Annotated in this window: 21 protein-coding genes; 20 read left to right on the forward strand and 1 reads right to left on the reverse strand. The window is 38.2% G+C overall.

Features of this window, described 5'->3' with window-relative positions:
- The first annotated feature begins 7 nt into the window (after window positions 1-7).
- The 12 genes from scpB (at window position 8) to BM102_RS03075 (ending at window position 11666) form a co-directional block, all read left to right on the forward strand.
- The gene (scpB, locus tag BM102_RS03020) at window positions 8-580 is read left to right on the forward strand and encodes an SMC-Scp complex subunit ScpB (RefSeq protein ID WP_044934581.1); all 573 of its coding nucleotides are present in this window, start codon (window positions 8-10) and stop codon (window positions 578-580) included.
- Between the two features lie 201 nt (window positions 581-781).
- The gene (locus BM102_RS03025; RefSeq protein ID WP_090478813.1) at window positions 782-2116 is read left to right on the forward strand and encodes a carboxyl transferase domain-containing protein; all 1335 of its coding nucleotides are present in this window, start codon (window positions 782-784) and stop codon (window positions 2114-2116) included.
- Window positions 2117-2134: 18 nt separating this feature from the next.
- On the forward strand, window positions 2135-2860 hold the full coding sequence (locus tag BM102_RS03030) for an OadG family protein (protein WP_090478816.1): 726 nt from the start codon (window positions 2135-2137) through the stop codon (window positions 2858-2860).
- A gap of 18 nt (window positions 2861-2878) precedes the next feature.
- The gene (locus BM102_RS03035) at window positions 2879-3235 is read left to right on the forward strand and encodes a biotin/lipoyl-containing protein (RefSeq protein ID WP_044934573.1); all 357 of its coding nucleotides are present in this window, start codon (window positions 2879-2881) and stop codon (window positions 3233-3235) included.
- A gap of 14 nt (window positions 3236-3249) precedes the next feature.
- Window positions 3250-4398, forward strand: a complete 1149-nt coding sequence (locus BM102_RS03040) for a sodium ion-translocating decarboxylase subunit beta (protein WP_090478819.1) — start codon at window positions 3250-3252, stop codon at window positions 4396-4398.
- 35 nt (window positions 4399-4433) lie between these two features.
- Window positions 4434-5852 (forward strand): oxaloacetate decarboxylase subunit alpha, encoded by a 1419-nt coding sequence (locus BM102_RS03045; RefSeq protein WP_090478822.1) that lies wholly within the window; start codon window positions 4434-4436, stop codon window positions 5850-5852.
- Between the two features lie 92 nt (window positions 5853-5944).
- Window positions 5945-6859, forward strand: coding sequence for a MurR/RpiR family transcriptional regulator (locus BM102_RS03050; protein ID WP_044934565.1), 915 nt, complete (start codon window positions 5945-5947; stop codon window positions 6857-6859).
- Complete coding sequence (locus tag BM102_RS03055) at window positions 6859-8088, forward strand: BaiN/RdsA family NAD(P)/FAD-dependent oxidoreductase (RefSeq protein ID WP_090478825.1); 1230 nt, start codon at window positions 6859-6861, stop codon at window positions 8086-8088. Before BM102_RS03050 ends, BM102_RS03055 begins: the two co-directional genes overlap by 1 nt.
- 23 nt (window positions 8089-8111) lie before the next feature.
- On the forward strand, window positions 8112-8768 hold the full coding sequence (gene cmk, locus BM102_RS03060) for a (d)CMP kinase (protein ID WP_090393914.1): 657 nt from the start codon (window positions 8112-8114) through the stop codon (window positions 8766-8768).
- Window positions 8769-8779: 11 nt separating this feature from the next.
- Entirely contained in the window at window positions 8780-9625 is an 846-nt protein-coding gene (gene ispH / locus BM102_RS03065) for a 4-hydroxy-3-methylbut-2-enyl diphosphate reductase (protein WP_044934558.1), read from the forward strand.
- The gene (gene rpsA, locus BM102_RS03070; protein ID WP_044934556.1) at window positions 9613-10731 is read left to right on the forward strand and encodes a 30S ribosomal protein S1; all 1119 of its coding nucleotides are present in this window, start codon (window positions 9613-9615) and stop codon (window positions 10729-10731) included. Before ispH ends, rpsA begins: the two co-directional genes overlap by 13 nt.
- A 161-nt stretch (window positions 10732-10892) precedes the next feature.
- Complete coding sequence (locus BM102_RS03075) at window positions 10893-11666, forward strand: CheR family methyltransferase (protein WP_044934554.1); 774 nt, start codon at window positions 10893-10895, stop codon at window positions 11664-11666.
- Here BM102_RS03075 and BM102_RS03080 read toward each other — a convergent pair.
- Entirely contained in the window at window positions 11663-12721 is a 1059-nt protein-coding gene (locus tag BM102_RS03080) for a ribonuclease H-like domain-containing protein (protein WP_090478827.1), read from the reverse strand. The genes BM102_RS03075 and BM102_RS03080 overlap by 4 nt on opposite strands.
- A 160-nt stretch (window positions 12722-12881) precedes the next feature.
- Between BM102_RS03080 and rsxC the strand changes: the two genes are divergently transcribed.
- The 8 genes from rsxC (at window position 12882) to BM102_RS03120 (ending at window position 21819) form a co-directional block, all read left to right on the forward strand.
- Complete coding sequence (gene rsxC / locus BM102_RS03085) at window positions 12882-14201, forward strand: electron transport complex subunit RsxC (protein ID WP_090393916.1); 1320 nt, start codon at window positions 12882-12884, stop codon at window positions 14199-14201.
- Between the two features lie 17 nt (window positions 14202-14218).
- Window positions 14219-15157 (forward strand): RnfABCDGE type electron transport complex subunit D, encoded by a 939-nt coding sequence (locus BM102_RS03090; RefSeq protein ID WP_081828627.1) that lies wholly within the window; start codon window positions 14219-14221, stop codon window positions 15155-15157.
- Complete coding sequence (locus BM102_RS03095; RefSeq protein ID WP_044934546.1) at window positions 15150-15773, forward strand: RnfABCDGE type electron transport complex subunit G; 624 nt, start codon at window positions 15150-15152, stop codon at window positions 15771-15773. Before BM102_RS03090 ends, BM102_RS03095 begins: the two co-directional genes overlap by 8 nt.
- Complete coding sequence (gene rsxE, locus BM102_RS03100; RefSeq protein WP_044934544.1) at window positions 15766-16623, forward strand: electron transport complex subunit RsxE; 858 nt, start codon at window positions 15766-15768, stop codon at window positions 16621-16623. Before BM102_RS03095 ends, rsxE begins: the two co-directional genes overlap by 8 nt.
- Window positions 16623-17207, forward strand: coding sequence for an electron transport complex protein RnfA (locus BM102_RS03105; protein ID WP_090478829.1), 585 nt, complete (start codon window positions 16623-16625; stop codon window positions 17205-17207). Before rsxE ends, BM102_RS03105 begins: the two co-directional genes overlap by 1 nt.
- Before the next feature lie 13 nt (window positions 17208-17220).
- Window positions 17221-18012: an RnfABCDGE type electron transport complex subunit B gene (locus BM102_RS03110; RefSeq protein WP_044934543.1), complete on the forward strand. Its 792-nt coding sequence runs from the start codon at window positions 17221-17223 to the stop codon at window positions 18010-18012.
- A 9-nt stretch (window positions 18013-18021) separates the two neighbouring features.
- Complete coding sequence (locus tag BM102_RS03115; RefSeq protein WP_090478831.1) at window positions 18022-19791, forward strand: flavocytochrome c; 1770 nt, start codon at window positions 18022-18024, stop codon at window positions 19789-19791.
- 117 nt (window positions 19792-19908) lie between these two features.
- Complete coding sequence (locus tag BM102_RS03120; protein ID WP_090478835.1) at window positions 19909-21819, forward strand: EAL domain-containing protein; 1911 nt, start codon at window positions 19909-19911, stop codon at window positions 21817-21819.
- Window positions 21820-21839: the final 20 nt, after the last annotated feature.

The following is a 21839-nucleotide window of genomic DNA, read 5'->3' on the forward strand; positions in this document are numbered from 1 at the left end:
GGGTATTATGGAATTAAAAGAAATCGAAAACATAGTTGAGGGAATTCTTTTTGCAATGGGTGGCACTGTTGAGCCATCTAAGATAGCAAAGGCTCTTGAAATAGAAGAAAAGCAGGTAGTTGAAGCTATTGAATCTTTAAAAAATAGCTATAAAGAACAAAATAGAGGTATTACAATTACAGAAATCGATGGGGCTTATCAGATGTGCACTAGCCCTGATATTTACGAATATCTTATTCGTATAGCAAAGCAACCTAAGAAATATGTTCTTACTGATGTTTTGCTAGAGACTCTTTCTATTATTGCTTACAAACAGCCAATCACTAAATCAGAAATCGAAAAGATTCGTGGTGTTTCCTGCGATTTTGCTGTTTCAAAGCTTGTTGAGTTTGGCCTTTGCACAGAGCTTGGCCGTCTCGATGCACCTGGTAGACCTATGCTTTTTGGAACAACAGAAGAGTTCCTTCGTTCTTTTGGTGTAAGTTCAATTGAAGAGCTTCCAGAGCTTTCTCAAACTCAAATTGAAGAGTTCAAAATCGAGGCAGAAAATGAGGCTAGCAATGTAGAAGTTACCATTTAATTTTACATGTGTTTTATATAGTCAATCCATCCCTTGGATTGGCTATTTTTGTGCCTATTTTTCAAGGAAAATAATGACCAATCTTTTTAACATAAATTTATGACAATTTTTTAACACATTCGCATTGAAATGGGGGCTAAAAATGGTTATCATTAAACTTGCGAGAAATTTTGAAATAATTTATATAAATGGAGGTATAAGATGGGTAATGATTTAAGTCAGGCTCAGGCTAGAATTAACGCGTTACTTGATGATAACAGCTTTGTTGAGCTTCAGTCATTAGTAACAAGTCGCAACACTGATTTTAACCTTGATGCGAAAAAGGAACCATCAGACGGAGTAATTATTGGACATGGTCTTGTGGATGGAACTTTAGTATTCGTATTTAGCCAGAATGCCGATGTTTTGGGTGGCACAATTGGCGAAATGCACGCTAAAAAGATTCTTTCTGTATATGACATGGCACTTAAGGTTGGTGCACCAGTAATCGGCTTTATTGATTGTGGTGGAGTTCGTCTTCAGGAGTCGTTCGATGCACTTGAAGCACTTGGTTCTGTTATTGAAAGAGCCGCTGATGTTAAAGGGGTTATTCCACAGCTTATTTGTGTAGCTGGCAACTGTGGTGGAGGTCTTTCAGTATTACCTGCACTTGCAGATTTCACATTTATGGTTGATGGAGCAAAGCTTTTCATTAACTCACCAGATACAATTTCTGGAAACAGTTCTGATAAATGCGATACTTCTTCAGCTGCATTCCAGTTTGAAGAAGCTGGTACAGTAGATATGCATGGTTCACTTGCAGAGGTTGTTTCATCTATGAGACAGGTTATTTCTATGATTCCAAACGACATCGTAGAAGCAAGTGATGATCTTAATAGAGCAGCAGAAGGCCTTGAGAGTAAGCTTACAGATGCAGCTGCAGTTGCTACAGAGCTTGCTGATAACAGACAGTTTGTTGAACTTAAGGCTGGTTTTGCTAAAGAAATGGTAACAGGTCTTATTAAGCTTGATGGTGTTACTATCGGCGTTGTTGGTAATAGAGAGGTTGATGGCGAAGCTGTTCTTTCAGCTGCTGGCTGTGAGAAGGCTGCTGATTTCGTAGATCTTTGTGATATGTATGAAATCCCAGTTCTTTCAATTACTAATGTTGCAGCTTTCAAGTCTTGCACATGTCAGGAAAAGAGACTTCCAAGAGCTCTTTCACAAATGACACAGCGCTTTGTAGATGCTAGCGTTCCAAAGATTAATCTTATTACAAAGCAGGGCTACGGCACACCTTATGTACTTATGAATTCTAAGTCACTTGGTGCAGATTTAGTTTATGCTTTTGATAGCACATCTGTTGGAGCAATGGAAGCTTCTAAGGCTGCAAAGATTCTTGCAGATAATGGTACAGATGCTGCAGCAATCGAAAAAGATTACGCTGAGCTTCAGGATAGTGCCCTTACAGCAGCTGCTCACGGACATATCGATAGAATCGTTTCAATGGCAGATGCTAGAAAATATATTATTGCAGGATTTGAAATGTTCTTTTAAGAGCAGGAAGGTGAACATATGAAGAATAAATTAAAGATTTGCTTATGCACCTTAGCGCTTGCTCTTGGTTTGATGGCGTGTGGCGGCCAAAAGGATGATACATTAGGTGGTCGCACAGAAGCTGACTATCAATCAGAATTGTCTAGCATGCTTACACAGCTTTCAACACTTGATGAAGCAGCAATTGACTACAATATTTCATATATTTCGTCATATGAAGATGGTGCAACACTTGTAACACTTCTTGAGGATTACAAGGACTGTTACGATGAGTCCAATGAATATGTTGGAATCGGCGAATTTAATGTCGAGAAATCTGGTAAGACAATCACTGCAACACTTATTGGAGATTACTCAAAAAGAGATTTAAAGATGACTTTTGTTTACAGTACATTAGATGCATCTACTCCAACTGCAATGAATATCGAGCCAGTATACACTTTAGGTGAGACAATGCAGAAGGCTGCTTTGAATACAGTAATGGGTATCCTTATTGTGTTCTGTATGCTTGTTGTAATGTCAGGCGTAATCAAGCTTTTTGAGATTATTCCTAAGCTTGAAAAGAGATCTAAAGAAAAGAAAGAGGGTGCTGTGGTTGCTCCAGTTGTTAGCAAGACACCTGCACCAGTTAAAAATGAAACAGATGATTTACAGCTTGTTGCTGTAATTGCCGCAGCAATCGCTGCTAGTACAGGAGCTTCTACAGATTCGTTTGTAGTTCGTTCTATCAAGAAAAGACATTAGAATTAGGAGGATTTTTCCATGAAAAATTATACAATCACTGTTAATGGAACAGTATATGATGTTACTGTAGAAGATAAGGGAGGTTCTGGTGTTTCTCCAGTTACTCCATCAGCTGCACCTAAGGCAGCAGCACCAGCTCCAGTTGCTACAGGCGCTGCAGGCGGTGTTAAAATCGAAGCTGGAGCAGCTGGTAAGGTTGTAAAGATTGCAGCTGCAGCTGGTACAGCAGTTAAGAAGGGTGATCCAGTTGTAGTTCTTGAGGTTATGAAGATGGAAACACCTGTTGTTGCACCACAGGATGGTACTGTTGCATCAATCAATTGTAACGAAGGACAGCAGGTTGAGGCTGGCGCATTACTTGCAACTATGAACTAATAGGAGGATTACACATGAGTTACGTTGGAGAGACATTGTTAAATCTCGCCGGTCAAACTGCATTTGCGAATTTGACTTGGGGAAACTTTGTCATGATAGCGGTTGCCTGTGTTTTCCTTTATCTTGCAATTAAAAAGGGATATGAACCACTTCTTTTATTACCAATCGCATTTGGTATGTTATTGGTTAATATTTACCCTGACATTATTGCATCACCAGAGGAAACATCTAATGGTGTAGGCGGCTTGCTTTATTATTTCTATACTCTTGATGAGTATTCAATTCTTCCTTCGCTTATTTTCATGGGCGTTGGAGCAATGACTGATTTCGGTCCACTTATCGCTAATCCAATAAGCTTTTGGCTTGGCGCTGCAGCACAGATTGGTATTTTCACAGCTTACCTTCTTGCAATCCTTTTAGGATTCTCAGATCAGGCAGCAGCTGCTGTATCAATCATCGGTGGAGCAGATGGACCTACATCTATTTTCTTGGCTGGTAAACTTGGACAATCAGCACTTATGGGACCAATTGCTGTAGCAGCATACTCATATATGTCACTTGTTCCAATCATTCAACCACCTATTATGAAGGCACTTACAACAAAAGAAGAGCGTTCAATCAAAATGGCACAGCTTAGACCTGTATCAAAGCTTGAAAAGATTCTCTTCCCAATCGTTGTTACAATTATTGTATGTTTGATTTTACCTACAACAGCTCCTCTTGTTGGTATGCTTATGCTTGGTAACTTATTCAAGGAGTCTGGTGTTGTAAATCAGCTTACAGAGACAGCATCAAATGCACTTATGTACATTGTAGTTATTTTACTTGGTACATCAGTAGGAGCGTCTACATCAGCTGAAGCATTCTTGAATCCAGCTACACTCAAGATCGTTGTTCTTGGTCTTGTTGCTTTCGTATTCGGAACAGCTGCTGGTGTATTATTTGGAAAGCTTCTTTGCCATGTTACAGGTGGAAAAATCAATCCACTTATTGGATCGGCTGGTGTTTCTGCTGTACCAATGGCAGCCCGTGTTTCACAGAAGGTCGGTGCAGAGGAAGATCCTACAAACTTCTTACTTATGCACGCTATGGGACCTAACGTAGCAGGCGTTATCGGAACAGCCGTAGCAGCCGGTGTATTCATGGCTATATTCGGTGTTTAGTTCTTACATATTAATTATTCAGGAGGGAATTACAAATGGCAGATATTAGTCCAAAGCCAGTTAAAATTACAGAGACAGTGCTCCGTGATGCGCATCAGTCTCTTATAGCAACACGTATGCCTACCTCAATTATGCTTCCTATCATTGATAAAATGGACCAGGTTGGATATAACGCAGTAGAGTGCTGGGGTGGTGCTACATTTGATGCATGTCTTCGTTTCCTTAAGGAAGATCCATGGGATAGACTTAGACAGCTTCGTGATGGATTTAAGAATACAAAGCTTCAGATGCTTTTCAGAGGTCAGAACATCTTAGGATACAGCCAGTATCCAGATGATGTTGTTGAATACTTCGTTCAGAAGTCAATTGCAAATGGTATCGATATCATTCGTATTTTTGACTGCCTTAACGATATCAGAAACCTTCAGACAGCAGTTAATGCTACAAACAAAGAGAAAGGACATGCACAGGTTGCCCTTTCATACACTCTTGGTGAGGCTTATACACTTGATTACTGGAAGGATATTGCAAAGCGTATCGAAGATATGGGCGCATCTTCAATCTGTATCAAGGATATGGCTGGTCTTCTTGTTCCAGCTAAGGCTTCAGAGCTTGTTACAGCATTAAAAGAATCTACAAGCCTTCCTATCGAGCTTCATACTCACTACACATCAGGTGTTGCTAGTATGACATACTTAAAGGCTGTAGAAGCTGGTTGTGATATTATCGACTGCGCAATGTCACCATTCGCACTTGGTACATCTCAGCCTGCAACAGAAGTTATGGCTGCTGCATTCGAAGGAACACCTTATGATACAGGATTTGATCAGGAACTTCTTTCAGAAATTGCTGATTACTTCAGACCATACAGAGAAGAGTGCATCGAAAGTGGTCTTATGTCAACAAAGGTACTTGGCGTAAACATCAACACACTTCGTTATCAGGTTCCAGGCGGTATGCTTTCAAACCTTATCAGCCAGCTTAAAGAGCAGGGTAAGGAAGATAAGCTTCGCGAGGTTCTTGAGGAAGTACCACGCGTACGTAAGGATCTTGGTGAGCCACCACTTGTTACACCTTCTTCTCAGATCGTTGGTACACAGGCTGTATTCAATGTTCTTATGGGTGAGAGATACAAGGTTGTTACAGAGCAGACTAAGGATATTCTCCTTGGAAAGTATGGTCAGACAGTTAAGCCTTTCAACCCAGAGGTTGTAGAGAAGGCACTTGGTGCTGACAAAGATAAAGCTATCACATGCCGTCCAGCAGACTTACTTGAGCCAGGACTTAAGAAGTTTGAAGAGGAATGTGCTAGATGGAAACAGCAGGATGAGGATGTGTTATCATACGCATTATTCCCAAAGGTTGCTACAGAGTTCTTCGAGTATCGTGAGGCTCAGCAGACAAAGGTTGATCCTGCAAAGGCAGATAAGGAAAATAAAGCTTATCCAGTTTAATTTCAATAGTGATGAGGCAATGCAAGATTTCTTGCATTGCCTTTTTTTGCATAGTATAATAAATATCTCAATGATTAGTAAAAGGAGTGTTTATGGCTACTACAACTGATTTAATTTCAAAAATTAATGAAAATTACGGCAGAATGTCAAAGGGACAAAAGCTTCTTGCAAATTATATTATTGATAATTTTGACAAGGCTGTTTTCCTTACTGCAGCAAAGCTTGGAGATATTATTGGCGTATCTGAATCTACCGTAGTACGTTTTGCTTCTTTTATTGGGTATAAGGGTTATCCAGAGTTCCAGCAAGCATTAGAGGAAATGGTTCGCACAAAGCTTAATACTACAGATAGAATTGAGCTTACAAATGGAGGCATTGAGCAAAATGGAGTTTTGCGTTCGGTATTATCTGCAGATGCCTTAAAGGTTAAAAACACCATGGAATCTATTGATGAAGCTGCTTTTGAAAATGCAGTTGAAGCAATTAATAGTGCCAGAAGAATATACATCGTAGGTCTGCGTACATGCGCGCCATTGGCTTCATTTTTAGCATTTTATCTAAATATGATTTTTGATAATGTAATTAATCTTCAAACAAGCTCTACTTCAGAGCTATTTGAACAGATGATTCATATTAACGAGGAGGACTGTATCATTGGTATTTCCTTCCCGCGCTATTCAATGCGTACATTGAAGGCTTTGGAGTTTGCAAATAATCGAAGAGCTCATGTAGTGACTATTACTGATTCTATTCATTCACCTATGAATCTTTACAGTTCTTGCAATCTCATTGCAGAAAGCGGAATGCATTATGTAGTAGATTCGCTAGTGGCCCCTCTGTCTGTAATAAATGCGTTAATCGTTGAGCTTTGTAATCGTAATCAAGCTACGGTTGCAAACAATCTAGATATGATTGAAAACATATGGAATGATTATCAATTCTACGAAAATGATGAAATAGATTTGGTGGATGATTCTATTAAAATGAATTATTCAGGAGACTTTTAATGAGTAAAGTTATTGTAGTTGGTGGCGGAGCTGCCGGCATGATGGCAGCTTATGCTGCTGGTATGTGTGGCCATGATGTCACTTTGTTAGAGAAAAACGAAAAGCTAGGAAAAAAGATTTATATTACAGGAAAGGGTAGATGTAATTTTACTAATGCCTGTGATGAGACAGATTTTTTCAAGAATGTTGTTAGTAATCCTAAATTTTTGTACAGTGCATTATATACCTTCAATTCCGATGCTATGATTGGCTTCATTGAAATGCATGGCACCGAGACAAAGGTTGAAAGAGGAAATAGAGCTTTCCCTGTTTCGGACCACGCTTCGGATATTACAAAAGCCTTAAAAAATGGTCTTGATGAATACAATGTAAATATTCTTCTTAACACAGAAGTTTCTAATATAATAATAGAAAATGATACAGCTGTTGGAGTTTTGCTTAAGGATAAAACTCAGTTAAAGGCTGATCATGTTATTGTTTGTACCGGAGGGCTTTCATATCAGACTACCGGTTCTACAGGTGATGGTCTTCGCTGGGCTAAAAAAATCGGCATAGGTGTTACCGATACAAGACCGGCTTTAGTTCCACTTAATGTTAAAGAAGACTATGTTATGTCTATGCAGGGCCTTTCTCTAAAGAATGTAAATCTTTCTATATATAATGGAAAGAAAAAGCTTTATGATAATTTTGGTGAAATGCTATTTACCCATTTTGGTGTATCTGGTCCACTTGTGCTTTCAGCAAGCTCTATAATTGGCAAGACTTTGCAGAGCGAAGGTAAGCTTAATGCTTTTATCGACTTGAAGCCTGCGCTTTCTGTTGAGGAGCTGGATGCCAGAATACTTAGGGACTTTAATGACAATATGAATAAGCATCTTAGCTCAGTTCTTAGGGGGCTACTTCCTTCATCTATGGTTCCTGTTTTTATAGAACTTTTGGATATCGATGACAGTAGACAAATCAACTCAATCACCAAGGAAGAGCGAAACAATATTATTAAGCTCCTTAAGAATTTCCCTTTTACTATTACGGGACTGAGAGAATTCAAAGAAGCAATTGTCACTCAAGGTGGAGTTTGCGTCAAGGATATTGACCCATCCACTATGAAATGTAAAAATATAAATGGCCTTTCTTTTGCTGGAGAGGTTTTGGATTTGGATGCCTTTACAGGCGGATTTAATCTTCAGATAGCATGGTCTACAGGTTATCTTGCTGGACTTAGTATTTAATTATTTTACGGAGGATATATATTATGGCAATGAATGTTGCAATCGACGGACCTGCAGGTGCAGGTAAATCTACAATAGCTAAAGCTGTTGCAGCAAAGAAAGGATATGTATATGTAGATACTGGTGCTATGTATAGAGCAATGGCACTTTATTTTCTTAGAGCAGGTATCGCTTCAGATGACGAGAAATCTATTTCTGAAAAGGTAGATGAAATAGTTGTTTCTATTAAATATGAAGATGGTGCTCAGCATGTAATCCTTAATGGTGAGGATGTTACTGGTCTTATCAGAACAGAAGAGGTTGGAAACATGGCCAGCGCAACATCAGTTTACTCTGCAGTTAGAACAAAGCTTGTTGCTTTACAGCAGGAGCTTGCTAAAACTACAGATGTAATTATGGATGGAAGAGATATTGGTACAGTAGTTCTTCCTAACGCAGATGTTAAGGTTTTCCTTACAGCTTCTGTTGAATGCAGAGCGAAGAGACGTTTTGATGAGCTTAAGGCAAAGGGAGTCGAGGCTGATTTTGACCAGATTGCAAAAGATATTGAAGAGAGAGATTATAGAGATTCTCACAGAGAAATAAGCCCATTAAAGCAGGCTGATGATGCAGTATTAGTTGATAGTTCAGACATGACTATTGATGAAGTGGTTGCTGCAATTATAGATTTATGTAAATAAAGGTATTTTATATGGAAGTAATCTTAGCTAAATCTGCAGGTTTTTGCTTTGGAGTGCAAAGAGCTGTTGATGTTGTAAACAAACAAATAGAAGAGGGAGTTTCTCCACTTTATACCTATGGTCCCATTATTCATAATGAAGAAGTTGTAAAAGACTTCGAGAGCCATGGAGTTCAGGTTATGGATGAGGATTCCAATAAGAATTATGAGCCAGGAACTGTTATCATTCGTTCTCACGGTGTTACAAAAGCTGTCGAGGAAGGTTTGAAAGCTGCTGGTCACAATGTTATTGATGCCACATGTCCTTTTGTAAAAAAGATTCATCGTGCAGTTGATGAACATTCTAAGAATGGAGAGTACATTGTAATCATTGGAAATCCGGATCATCCTGAGGTTCGAGGCATAGTTGGTTGGATTAACGGAGATAAGTATACAGTGATTTCAGGAGAGCAAAGCGCTAAAGACTTTTCAGTTAATTCTCACGATACTATTTGTATTGTTTCTCAAACCACCTTTAACCACAATAAATTTCAAGAATTAGTTGAAATTATAAAGCAAAAAGGTTATCATATTATTGTTTTGAATACAATATGCGATGCGACTAATAAAAGGCAGGTTGAGGCTTTTGACATTGCGTCACAGGTCGATGCTATGCTTGTTATTGGAAGTAAAAATTCATCCAATACACAAAAGTTGTACGAGATATGCAAAACACGATGCAACAATACTTACTATATACAGACGGCTGATGATTTCCAGCCATCTGACCTTAGTTCCATTGAAAGTGTAGGTATTACCGCAGGGGCATCCACCCCAAACAATATTATTGAGGAGGTTCAAAAGAAATGTCAGAAATGAGTTTTGAACAAATGTTGGAGGAATCATTTAAAACTATACACAATGGAGAGGTAGTAGACGGTACTGTTATTAGCGTAAAGCCAGATGAAATCGTTTTAAATATCGGTTACAAGTCAGATGGTATCATAACACGTTCAGAGTACACAAATGAGTCAAACGTCGATCTTACTACTGTAGTTAAAGTTGGTGATCCTTTATCAGCTATCGTAATCAAGGTAAATGATGGTGAGGGTCAGGTTCTTCTTTCATACAAGAGACTTGCTCAGGAAAAGGGCAACGAAAGACTTGCAGAAGCTTTTGAAAGCGGAGAGGTTCTTACAGCTACAGTTGATAAGGTTCTTAAGGGTGGCCTTACAGTTGTTGTTGATGAGGCTAGAGTATTTATTCCAGCTTCATTCGTATCAGATGTTTATGAAAAGGATCTTGGAAAGTACCAGGGTCAGGAAATCAGCTTTGTAATCACAGAGTTCGATCCAAAGCGTCGTAGAATCATTGGTAACAGAAAGACACTTCTTGTTGCTGATAGAGCAAAGGCTCAGGAAGAGCTTATGTCTAAGATTGCTGTTGGACAGGAATTCGAAGGAACAGTTAAGAATGTTAAAGACTTCGGTGCATTCATCGATTTAGGTGGTGCTGATGGTCTTCTTCATATCTCAGAGATGAGCTGGGGCCGTGTTGAGAATCCTACAAAGACTCTTAACGTTGGCGATACAATCAAGGTATTCGTTAAGGAAATCAAGGATGGCAAGATTGCTCTTTCTTGCAAGTTCGATAACGAGAATCCATGGAACGGCGCTGCAGATAAGTATGCAGTAGGTTCTGTAGTAAAGGGTAAAGTAGTTCGTATGAAAGACTTTGGTGCTTTCGTAGAGCTTGCTCCTGGAATCGATGCACTTCTTCATGTATCTCAGATTTCTAAGGATCGTATTGAAAAGCCTTCAGATGTTCTTACAATTGGTCAGGACATCGAAGCAAAGGTTGTTGAATTCAACGATGCTGAGAAGAAGATTAGCCTTTCTATCAAGGCTCTTCTTGAGCCAGAGGCTGCTGATGATGCAGATGTTGCAGATGTAAATATCGAAGAAGTAGCTGCTACAGAAGAATAATCTTTTGACTATTTTTAAGGTCTAGGTTTTAAATCTAGACCTTTTTTCTATTTCAAATGCAATTATTCTTAGAAAAATAACAATAAATACACAAATAATGTATATAATGTATCTATTCCGAGTTACAGAAAGAAATATAAAAATAGATAGGAGAAGATTTTATGGACAATTACGATGGATTCAAGAAAGAGGTTTATGATCTTACTAAAATCGATTTAAGTTCCTATAAAGAGAAGCAGATGCGTAGACGTATCGATTCTCTTGTTACTAAACATAAATGCAAGGAGTATCACGACTATGTTGCTCTTTTAAAGAGTGATAAAGAAGTTTTTGATGAGTTCGTTAATTTCCTCACTATAAACGTTTCTGAGTTTTATAGAAATCCAGAGCAGTGGGATCTTCTTACAAAAGAATTCATTCCGGAGCTTATCAAGCATTCTGGCCAGAATCTTAAAATTTGGAGTGCTGCTTGTTCCACTGGAGATGAGCCTTATTCGTTGGTAATGGCTTTATCGCAGCATCTTCCTCTTAATAAGATTAAGATTCTTGCAACAGACATTGACAAGCAGGTAATTGCAACTGCAAAGGTTGGCCTATACAATGCTAAAAGTATTGCAAATGTTCCTGCAGATTTAAAAAAGAAGTACTTTACACCAGTAGGAAATTCATTCCAGATAAGTGAAGAGATAAAGAAGTGTGTAGAATTTAAAGAGCATAATTTGCTTCGCGATACATATCCTACAAACTACGACATGATTGTTTGTCGAAATGTATTGATTTACTTTACAGATGAAGCAAAGGACGAAGTTTATGATAAATTCTGCAAATCACTTCGTCCTGGTGGCATTTTATTTATCGGCTCTACAGAGCAGGTTATTAATTACAAAGATCTTGGATATAAGCGTCGTTACTCTTTCTATTATGAGAAGAACTAGTGCTTAAGCATGTATCTTACAACCTTCAGTAGAAGATTAGGAGTAATGTCATTGACATCCACAAATGCCTCCTTTGCTTCATATGAAGGTTTGAATAATCGGGTAGTTCCAATATCGATTTTTTCAGGGAGGGCAAGGAATTGTCCTTCCTTTTTTACTTTACAATCTTGTTTTTTAGCTGGACGTCGACTGTTTTTATCCATGCTTTCTCCCAATGATTTAGGTATTATCATATCCTCATTTATTAGATAATAATAGTTCTTGTAATCGGGCAGGAAGGTGAGCAGTTCTCCGTCAAACAAATCCAGCGTAACGTATATACGATTGTCCTTTATAATGTATAAACCGTAATCTCGCTGCTTATTAATTGAATTCGGAATTGCGATATCAGTTTCTACTATAAATCTTAGTTTATTAGATTCGAGTTCATGAGAAATATATCGTAATTGCGAATTAAACAAATCAGGGTATGCCAAAATATCGGTAATATATATCATACCTTGAACATCTTCATAATTATGGAGAAGAATAAGTTTTTTGGACTCTAAATCGCCTGTTTGAGAGTATTTTTCATATACCGGTATAAGTTCTCCTCCGTTGTATTTATCATCGCGATTTAACCCTAGATATTGCTCGATAGTCTTTTGTTTATAGTTTGGAAGATCAAGAAGGCATCTGGCTTTTGTAGTTTTCAAATACATATCCATATGATTCTTAGATTTAATCTTGGTGTTGAAATTGTATTTTCTACATCTTTCTACAATAAAAGATTCATCGAATCGTGTAGAGTTGAATCCGAGTAAATTATCGTATCCAGACATGACGTTTTCAAATTCTGTAATAATATCGATTTCCTCAGATTCATTCGCTGCCAATAACTGTGTGATAGTAACTGTATTTTCGCTTCTTGTAGCATATCCAATTAAATAAATGAAAGATTTTCTTGGAGAAAGGCCTGTGCACTCAATATCGAAGAAAAGTGTGGTTTTATCAAAATATTTATCAATTGCATAGCTTAAGTTATCTAATTCGTAAGTGTTTTTAAATATTTCCATAATATAACTCGCTTTTTAAAGTTTTTTTCATTAAATTATACACAAATTTTTCATACTTTGGTATTTAAAAATGTACAATATTAATGATAAATTTTCTCTACTTCAGTATTTTAAATGATATAATTTAATTAACGTTAAAGAAAGAGAGGAGTAAATGCTAATGGGCCTTAGAACATTTAAAGGTGGCGTTCACCCTTATGAAGGCAAGGAACTTTCCAAAGAAAAGCCTATTAAGGATATTAAGCCACAGGGCTTAATGGTATATCCATTATCCCAGCACATAGGTGCACCAGCACAAGCATGTGTCGCAGTAGGCGATAGTGTGCTCAGAGGTCAGAAAATTGCTGAAGCAGGCGGATTTGTATCTGCACCAATTTTCTCAAGCGTTTCCGGTACAGTCAAGGCTATTGAGCCAAGACGCGTCGCAACAGGCGACATGGTTAATTCTATCATAATTGAAAGTGATGGCCAATTCATTGAGACAGGTTTTGAATCTTGCGAGGATTTCACAAAACTTTCTAATGAAGAAATCATCAAGAAAATTCAGGATGCAGGTATTGTAGGCATGGGAGGAGCTGGTTTCCCTACTCATGTTAAGCTTTCACCAAATAATCCTGAGAAGATCGAATATATTATTGCAAACTGTGCTGAATGTGAACCTTATCTTACATCAGACTATAGAAGTATGGTTGAAGAGCCTGAAAAGCTTATCACTGGCATGAAGATTATTCTTCAGCTTTTCCCAAAGGCAAAAGGTTTACTTGGCGTAGAAGACAACAAATCTGATGTTATTGCATCATTAGAGAAGCTTGTTGAGAACGAGCCACGTATCGAAGTGGTTCCACTTCTTACAAAGTATCCTCAGGGTGGTGAGCGTCAGATTATTAAGGCGTGCACAGGTCGTGAAATTAACTCAAAGATGCTTCCTGCTGATGCTGGATGTATCGTAGACAACGTTGCTACTATAAATGCTATCTATACAGCAATTGTTGAAGGAAAGCCAGTTATGGACCGTATCTTCACACTTACTGGTGATGCAGTTATGGAGCCACGCAACTACAGAATCTGCATTGGTATGAGCTGCAAGGAAATCCTTGAAGCAGCTGGCGGATTCGTTAGAGAGCCAGCAAAAATCATTTCAGGTGGTCCTATGATGGGATTTGCTGTTATGGATGCTGATATCCCTACAACAAAGACATCTGGCGCACTTGTTTGTTTATCAGAAGATGAAGTTTCAATGTACGAAACTACTGCTTGCATCAATTGCGGTAGATGCGTTGAGGCTTGTCCTGAAAAATTAATACCTTCTAGACTTTCTAAGTTCTCTGATCATGGAGACAAGGAAACGTTCGAAAAATGGTATGGTCTTGAATGTATTGAATGTGGTAGCTGCAGCTTTGCTTGCCCAGCTAGAAAGCCACTTGCTCAGTCAATTAAGACTATGAAAAAACAAATTCTTGCAGATAAGAGAAAAAAGTAGAAAGGATGGGGTAGAAAGTGAGTAATTTATTAAAAGTTTCTTCATCTCCACATGTCAGAGCGAAGGACGACAGTAGTATTATCATGTTATATGTGATAATTGCCCTTATGCCAACTACACTATTTGGTATTATCAATTTTGGAATTCGTGCATTATTACTTATAGCAGTATGTATCACATCTTGTGTATTATCAGAGTTCTTATTTGAAAAAGCAGTAGGGAAGAAGAATACAATCGGCGATTTAAGTGCAGCTGTTACTGGACTTCTTCTTGCACTCAACTTACCACATACACTTCCTGTATGGCAGGCAGTGCTCGGTAGCGTTTTTGCAATCGTAGTTGTAAAGATGTTATTTGGCGGATTAGGTCAGAATTTCATGAACCCAGCACTTGGTGGACGTGTATTCTTGCTTATTTCATTCGCAGGAACAATGACTCATTTCGAGTATGATGGCGTTGCAGGTCCTACACCTCTTGCATCAATCGGTGGTGGTAATGTAAACACTCTCGATATGTTGATTGGTCGTACAGCAGGTACAATTGGTGAGACTAGTGCTCTTTGTATTCTTATTGGAGCTATTATCCTTATTTTATTAGGAGTAATTGATTTGGTTATTCCTGGTGTTTATATTCTTACATTCTCCATTTTCGTTATTTTATTTGGAGGACATGGATTAGATACAACATTCCTTGTTGCACACCTTTGCGGTGGTGGATTAATGCTTGGTGCATTCTTCATGGCAACAGATTATGTTACATCACCAATCACACCTCTTGGCAAAGTTCTTTTTGGTATTTGCCTTGGTGTTTTAACAGGTATCTTCAGATTCTTCGGAAACAGCGCAGAAGGTGTTAGCTACGCTATCATCTTTAGCAACCTTCTTGTTCCACTTATTGAGAAGATTACAGTACCTAGAGCCTTTGGAATTTCAAAGGAGGTGAAGTCTAATGAATAAATTGGTAAAAGACGCTTTAGTCCTTACCTGTATTACTCTTGTAGCAGGCTTCGCTTTAGGACTTGTATACGAAATCACAAAAGCTCCTATTGAGAAAGCTCATCAGGACGCTATGAAGGAAGCATATTCTTCAGTATTCGCAGATGCAGCTTCATTCGCTGAAATGGAGAATTTTGATTCTTCAGCTGCCACAGATTATGTTAATCAGGCAGGATACGGCACAGAAACAATCGATAATTGTGTAGAGGCACTTGATGCATCAAACAACGTAATCGGATATGTTCTTACAGTTACTACATCTGCTGGTTACGGCGGAAATATTACATTTTCTGTTGGTATCACAAATGATGGTATTATCAATGGCTATTCAATTACAGATATCTCAGAAACAGCTGGTCTTGGTATGAAGGCTAAAGATACAGGTGATGGTTCATTCTCAGCTCAGTTCATTAACAGAGCAGCAGAAATCTTTACAGTTACAAAGACTGGCGCATCTTCATCAAGCGAAGTAGATGCTATTTCAGCTGCCACTGTAACATCACGTGCTATGACAGGTGGTATTAACGCATGTGTCACCTACTTCGAATCTATTGTAGGAGGTGCTTCTAATGAATAAGAACCTAGAAAGAGTTTATAACGGACTTTGGAAGGAGAATCCTACCTTTGTATTAATGCTTGGTATGTGTCCAACACTTGCTGTTACCACATCAGCAATTAATGGTATTGGTATGGGTCTTTCTACAACAGTTGTTCTTGTTTTATCTAACATGCTTATTTCTGCACTTAGAAATATCATTCCAGATAGAGTAAGAATGCCAGCTTTCATCGTTGTAGTTGCATCCTTCGTTACAATTGTTCAGTTTTTGATGGAAGGTTTTACACCTTCATTATATGAATCACTTGGAATTTATATTCCACTTATCGTAGTTAACTGTATCATCTTAGGACGTGCAGAGAGCTACGCTAGCAAGAATCCAGTTATACCTTCAATGTTCGATGGTATTGGTATGGGTCTTGGTTTCACAGTAGGACTTACTCTTATTGGTATTGTTCGTGAAATTCTTGCAAACGGATCTATCTTTGGAGCAGTTATTGCACCTCTTAATGATTATCATATTACATTATTTGGTCTTGCTCCTGGAGCTTTCTTCGTGCTTGGTTGTCTTGTTGCAATCATGAACGTCGTTAGACGTAACATGGAAGCAAAAGGCAAGCCACTTCCAGCAGTGCAAGGATGCTTAGGCGGAGATTGCTCAGGTTGTAGCTTATCAAGTGCATGCACAGGAAAGTCTTTGGTTCACAAGGCTGATGAGGTTCCACCGGTTGATCCTAAGGATGTTGCTAAGCCACAGGCTGTTCCTACAGAAACAAAACAGACTGCAAATGCAAAGAATACAGAAGATGTAGAGAAATCTGGTTCTGATTCTTCATATGCTGACGATATCGCTGGAAAGGAGGAAAAATAATGAGTTACGTAACAAGCTTAATTCTTTTATTAGTAGCTTCAGCTATTGTTAACAACGTTGTTCTTTCTCAGTTCCTTGGTCTTTGCCCATTCCTTGGAGTATCAAAGAGGGTTGAGACAGCAGCAGGTATGGGTGGAGCAGTAATCTTCGTAATTACTATTTCATCATTTGTTACATCACTTATTTATAAGTTTATTTTAGCTCCTACTGGATTTGAATATATGCAGACAATCGTTTTCATTCTTGTTATTGCTGCGCTTGTTCAGTTCGTAGAGATGTTCCTTAAAAAGAGTGTACCTTCACTTTATAAGTCGCTTGGTGTATACCTTCCACTTATCACAATAAACTGTGCAGTGCTTGGTACAGCTATCAATAACGTAACTAAGGAATATGACATTCTCGAATCAGTAATTAACGGTTTTGGTGTTGCACTTGGTTTCACAATTGCAATCGTTATCATGGCTGGTATTAGAGAAAAGATTGAATACAACGATTTTCCACAGGCCTTCAAGGGCTCAGCTATCGTTCTTGTTACAGCAGGACTTATGGCTATGGCTTTCATGGGCTTCGCTGGAGTAATTTAAGGAGGGCTAACAAATGAGTATAACAGGAATTTTACTGGCAGCTGTTATAGTTGGCGCTACCGGTTGTATAATTGGATTTTTCCTTTGCTTTTCATCTGAAAAGTTTAAGGTTGAAGTTGATCCACGTGAAGAGGCTGTTCTTGCAGCACTTCCAGGAAATAACTGTGGTGGTTGTGGATACGCTGGATGTTCCGGCTTGGCTGCAGCTATTGCAAAGGGAGAGGCACCTGTAAATCAGTGCCCAGTTGGTGGAGCACCTGTTGCGGCTCAGATTTCTGAGATTATGGGTGTAGCTGCTGAAGAAGGTGTTCGTAAAGTTGCATTTGTAATGTGTCACGGAACATGTGAGAATGCTACTCAGCTTTACGATTACACAGGCGTCGAGGATTGCCAGGCTATGGCATATGTGCCAGGCGGCGGTCCTAAGGCTTGCTCTTATGGTTGTATGGGCTTCGGCTCATGCGTTAAGGCTTGTCCATTTGACGCTATTCATATTGTTGACGGTGTAGCTTTAGTTGACAAAGAAGCTTGTAAGGCTTGTGGTAAGTGTGTGGCTGTATGTCCAAATCATCTTATCGAGCTTATTCCTTACGATTTTGGTCACGCTGTTCGTTGTCACAATAATGACAAGGGAAAAGATGTTATGAGCGTTTGTAAAGTTGGCTGTATTGGTTGCCACAAGTGCGAAAAGGTCTGTGAAAGCGATGCTATTCATGTTGATGGATTCTTTGCTCACATAGATCAAGATAAATGTACAAGCTGTGGCAAATGTGCAGAAGCTTGTCCAAGAAAGATCATTTTGTAAGGAGGAAATATGCGTAATAGTACAAAGAAAATTTTAGGTGTAACAATCTGTATATTACTTGCATTATTCTGTGGTTTAGCTCCACTCGTAAAGAAAGGAGCTTCTGGTAAGTCTTATGTTGCTAATGCACAAGGCTTTGGAGGTAACATCGAAGTTACAGTATTTGTCGATGGTGACACTATTACAGATATTACTTACGAGGCTCCAGATGAAACACCTTCAGTTGGTGGTGTTGCAATGAGTAACTTAAAGACTCAAATTATTGAAGAGCAGAACAGTAATGTAGACATTATCGCTGGCGCTACATACAGTTCTACAGGTTTCCTTGAGGCTGTAAATGCAGCCCTTAATGAAGCTGGCGTTGTTGCTGATGGTTCTAATGGTACAAAGACTGTTGCCGAGGACTACGAAGGAACTGCTGATATCGTAGTTATCGGTGGTGGTGGAGCTGGTATGACAGCTGCTATCAGTGCTGCAGAGGAAGGAAAGTCAGTTATCCTTCTCGAGAAGAACTCAATCCTTGGTGGTAACACTGCACGTGCAAGTTCTGGTATGAACGCTGCTGAGACTCATTATGAGGAAGAGCAGGGTGTTGAAGATTCAGTTCAGTCATTTATCGATGATACAATGGCAAGTGGTAAGAACATGAACGATCCTGAGCTTGTAAAGGTATTAGCTGAAAATACATCAGGTGCCATCGATTGGCTTGATTCAGAGGGTATCGAATTAAACGGACCTCTTGCAACTATGGGTGGTTTAAGTGCAAACCGTACACATAGACCAGTTGATGCTGACGGAAACATTATTCCAGTTGGTTCTTACCTTGTAGATAAGCTTTCTGCAAGAATGGATGAGCTTGGAATCGAAGTTCATACAAACACAGCTGCTACAGAAATCATTATGGAAGATGGTAAGGCTGCAGGCGTTAAGGCTACAGGCTCATCTGGAAACAATGTTACAATTCATGCCGATGCTGTAATTGTAGCTACAGGTGGTTTCGGTGGTAACATGGATAAGGTTACAGAATATCGTCCTGACTTAGAAGGATACATTTCTACAAACGTTACTACAGCAAGTGGTGATGCAATTGATTTCTTAGGAGATCTTAACGCTGATTTTGTTGATCTTGATCAGATTCAGCTTCATCCTACAGTTGTTCCAACAGATGGTACATTAGTTGGTGAGGCTCTTCGTGGTGATGGTGCTATCCTTGTTAATAAGGAAGGCCACAGATTCTTCAACGAGACAGGTACTCGTGATGAAGTTTCAGCAGCAGAAATCGAGCAGCCTACAGGTAATGTATGGCTTATCGTAAACCAGGATATGTATGAAGGTTCAGCTGTTATTTCTAAGCTTGAAAAGGGTGGATACCTTGTAAATGGTGATACTCTTGATGATCTTGCAAAGGCAATGGAATTTGATGCTGATGCAACTGCAGCTTTAAAAGAAACAGTAGAGACATGGTCTGGTTACGTTGCATCTGGAGTTGATGAAGACTTCGGACGTGAAATCGGTGCTGTAAAGACTGACCTTTCTTCTGGTCCTTACTATGCAGTAAACGTTGGACCTGGTATCCATCACTGTATGGGTGGTGTTAAGATTAACACTTCTGCAGAGGTTATTGATACTGATGGTAATCCAATCGAAGGCTTATATGCTTGCGGTGAGGTTACTGGTGGTATCCACGGCGCTAACCGTCTTGGTGGTAATGCTGTTGCTGATATCGTTGTTTATGGTAGAATCGCAGCTGAAAGCGCAATTGAATACATTGATAAATAAGCATTATTTATATTTATGCTCCTCGTTTATTACGGGGAGCATTTTTTTGTTAACAAAAGTTTAAATATTTGTTAGAATTATCTTTGTTTTTTGAATTAATTCTACTGGAGGAATTTGATGATATTAATTAGAAATCAATTACATATAGCTTTTTTTACAGCAGCTCTTGCAATAACGATATCTATTCTTTTGTTGACTTTACTTAAAAGAAGAACAGAAAAAGCTCAGCACAGATGGTTTTTGTTTTTGCTTTTTATAATTGCGTTTAATTCATTATCTCAAATATTTACAGCATATTTTGAAATAACTTCTTCGGAATCCATATATAATCAATATTTGTTGCTGTTATCACAAAATACATATTTTATATTTCACACAGCATTATGTCCTGCTTTGTATAATTATGTATGTAGTGTAACTGGCAAAAATAGAAGACGAGATTTTATTTCTGGAATGCTTTTACAGGTTCCTTTTTTTATTACAGAAATAATTGCACTGTCAAATCCTTTTACAAATTGGGTGTTCTACTATGATTCCAACAACGTGTTCCATAGAAATACTGGCGAGTACTTCATATATTGGGCGGCAATTTTCTATTTTGTATTAGCATTCTTTGAAATATTGTTTTCATGGAAAGCACTTACTCACAGAAAAAGTGTGGCACTCATCTATTTCTTCTTTATTGTCTTTATCGGTGTATGGATACAATACAAATTTATAAATATTAGATGTGAATTGTTGGCGGAAGCTTTAGGAATGATGGGAGCTATGCTTGCAGTTGAAAATGAGGACGATAGAATCGATGCAGGAACCCGCCTTTATAATAGAAGAGCCTTCCAGATGGATGTTCACAATATGCTTGTTATGAATGAACATTCAACTTTGGTTTTTGTAAAGATTTTAAACGCTAATAAACTTGAAAGAATAGCCCGTTCTTCAAATTATGACTTACTTATTTTATCCTGCGCAGAGTTTTTTAAATCGTTAATTCCTGCTTACCAAATATATCATCCAACCAGAGAGACTTTTGTACTCATATGCAGCAAAAACGAGAGTAGTCTTGTAGAAAAACTTATAACAACCATTGAGAACAGATTTAGTAACATCTGGGAATTAAATGATTCCGCCATTAAGCTTGATGCAAATATTTTTCAAATGTCTATACCTGGCGATTTAAAGAATATTGACGATATTATGTACATTTCTGATTGCATTGTTCCTTCAAGCGTAGCCAACAATAACGCTACAATAGAGTGGATAATGCGTCGTTCTGATATAGAGAAGGCTATCAGAAAGAATATTGCCAACGATGGCTTTGAAGTATACTATCAACCTACTGTTTATATGAAGGATTTTAAACTTCATGGAGCAGAAGCTTTGATTAGAATGAAGGATAAAGAACTTGGTTATATTTCACCTGAGGAATTCATCCCTATTGCAGAACAAATTGGTATGGTTGAACAGATAGATGATTATGTTCTTAGAGAAGTATGCAATTTCATAAAAGAAAACATTCAAACAAATAACATAATTGATTGTATAAATGTAAATCTATCAGTTGTTCAATGTCTTAAGCCTGGTTTCTTTAAACATATTACTAACATAGTAGATGAATACAACATAGATCATTCTATGATAAATTTTGAAATCACTGAAACAGTTGGTGCTGAAGATTATGATATACTTGCAACTGTTGCGCACAAGCTCAAATCAGTTGGTTTTTCAATATCTATGGACGATTACGGAACAGGATATTCCAACATGGAAGGCATTTTCTCATTGGATTTTAATGTTATAAAAATCGATAAGACTTTACTTTGGAATGCTGAAAATCATGAAAGAGGAAGGATTATTCTTAATAATACTGTCAAGATGATTCATGATATAGGCTGTGAGATTTTAGTTGAAGGCGTGGAAACGGAAAAGCATGTCAAAATGTTGCAAGATCTAAATGTAGATTATTTGCAGGGATATTATTTTTCAAAACCAATTCCTAAGGCCCAATTTATTGAATATATGCAAAAATAGTGGTATTATGTACCGGATAT

The sequence above is a fragment of the Pseudobutyrivibrio sp. JW11 genome (assembly GCF_900115355.1).
In the GTDB taxonomy this organism is placed as follows: Bacteria; Bacillota; Clostridia; order Lachnospirales; family Lachnospiraceae; genus Pseudobutyrivibrio; species Pseudobutyrivibrio ruminis.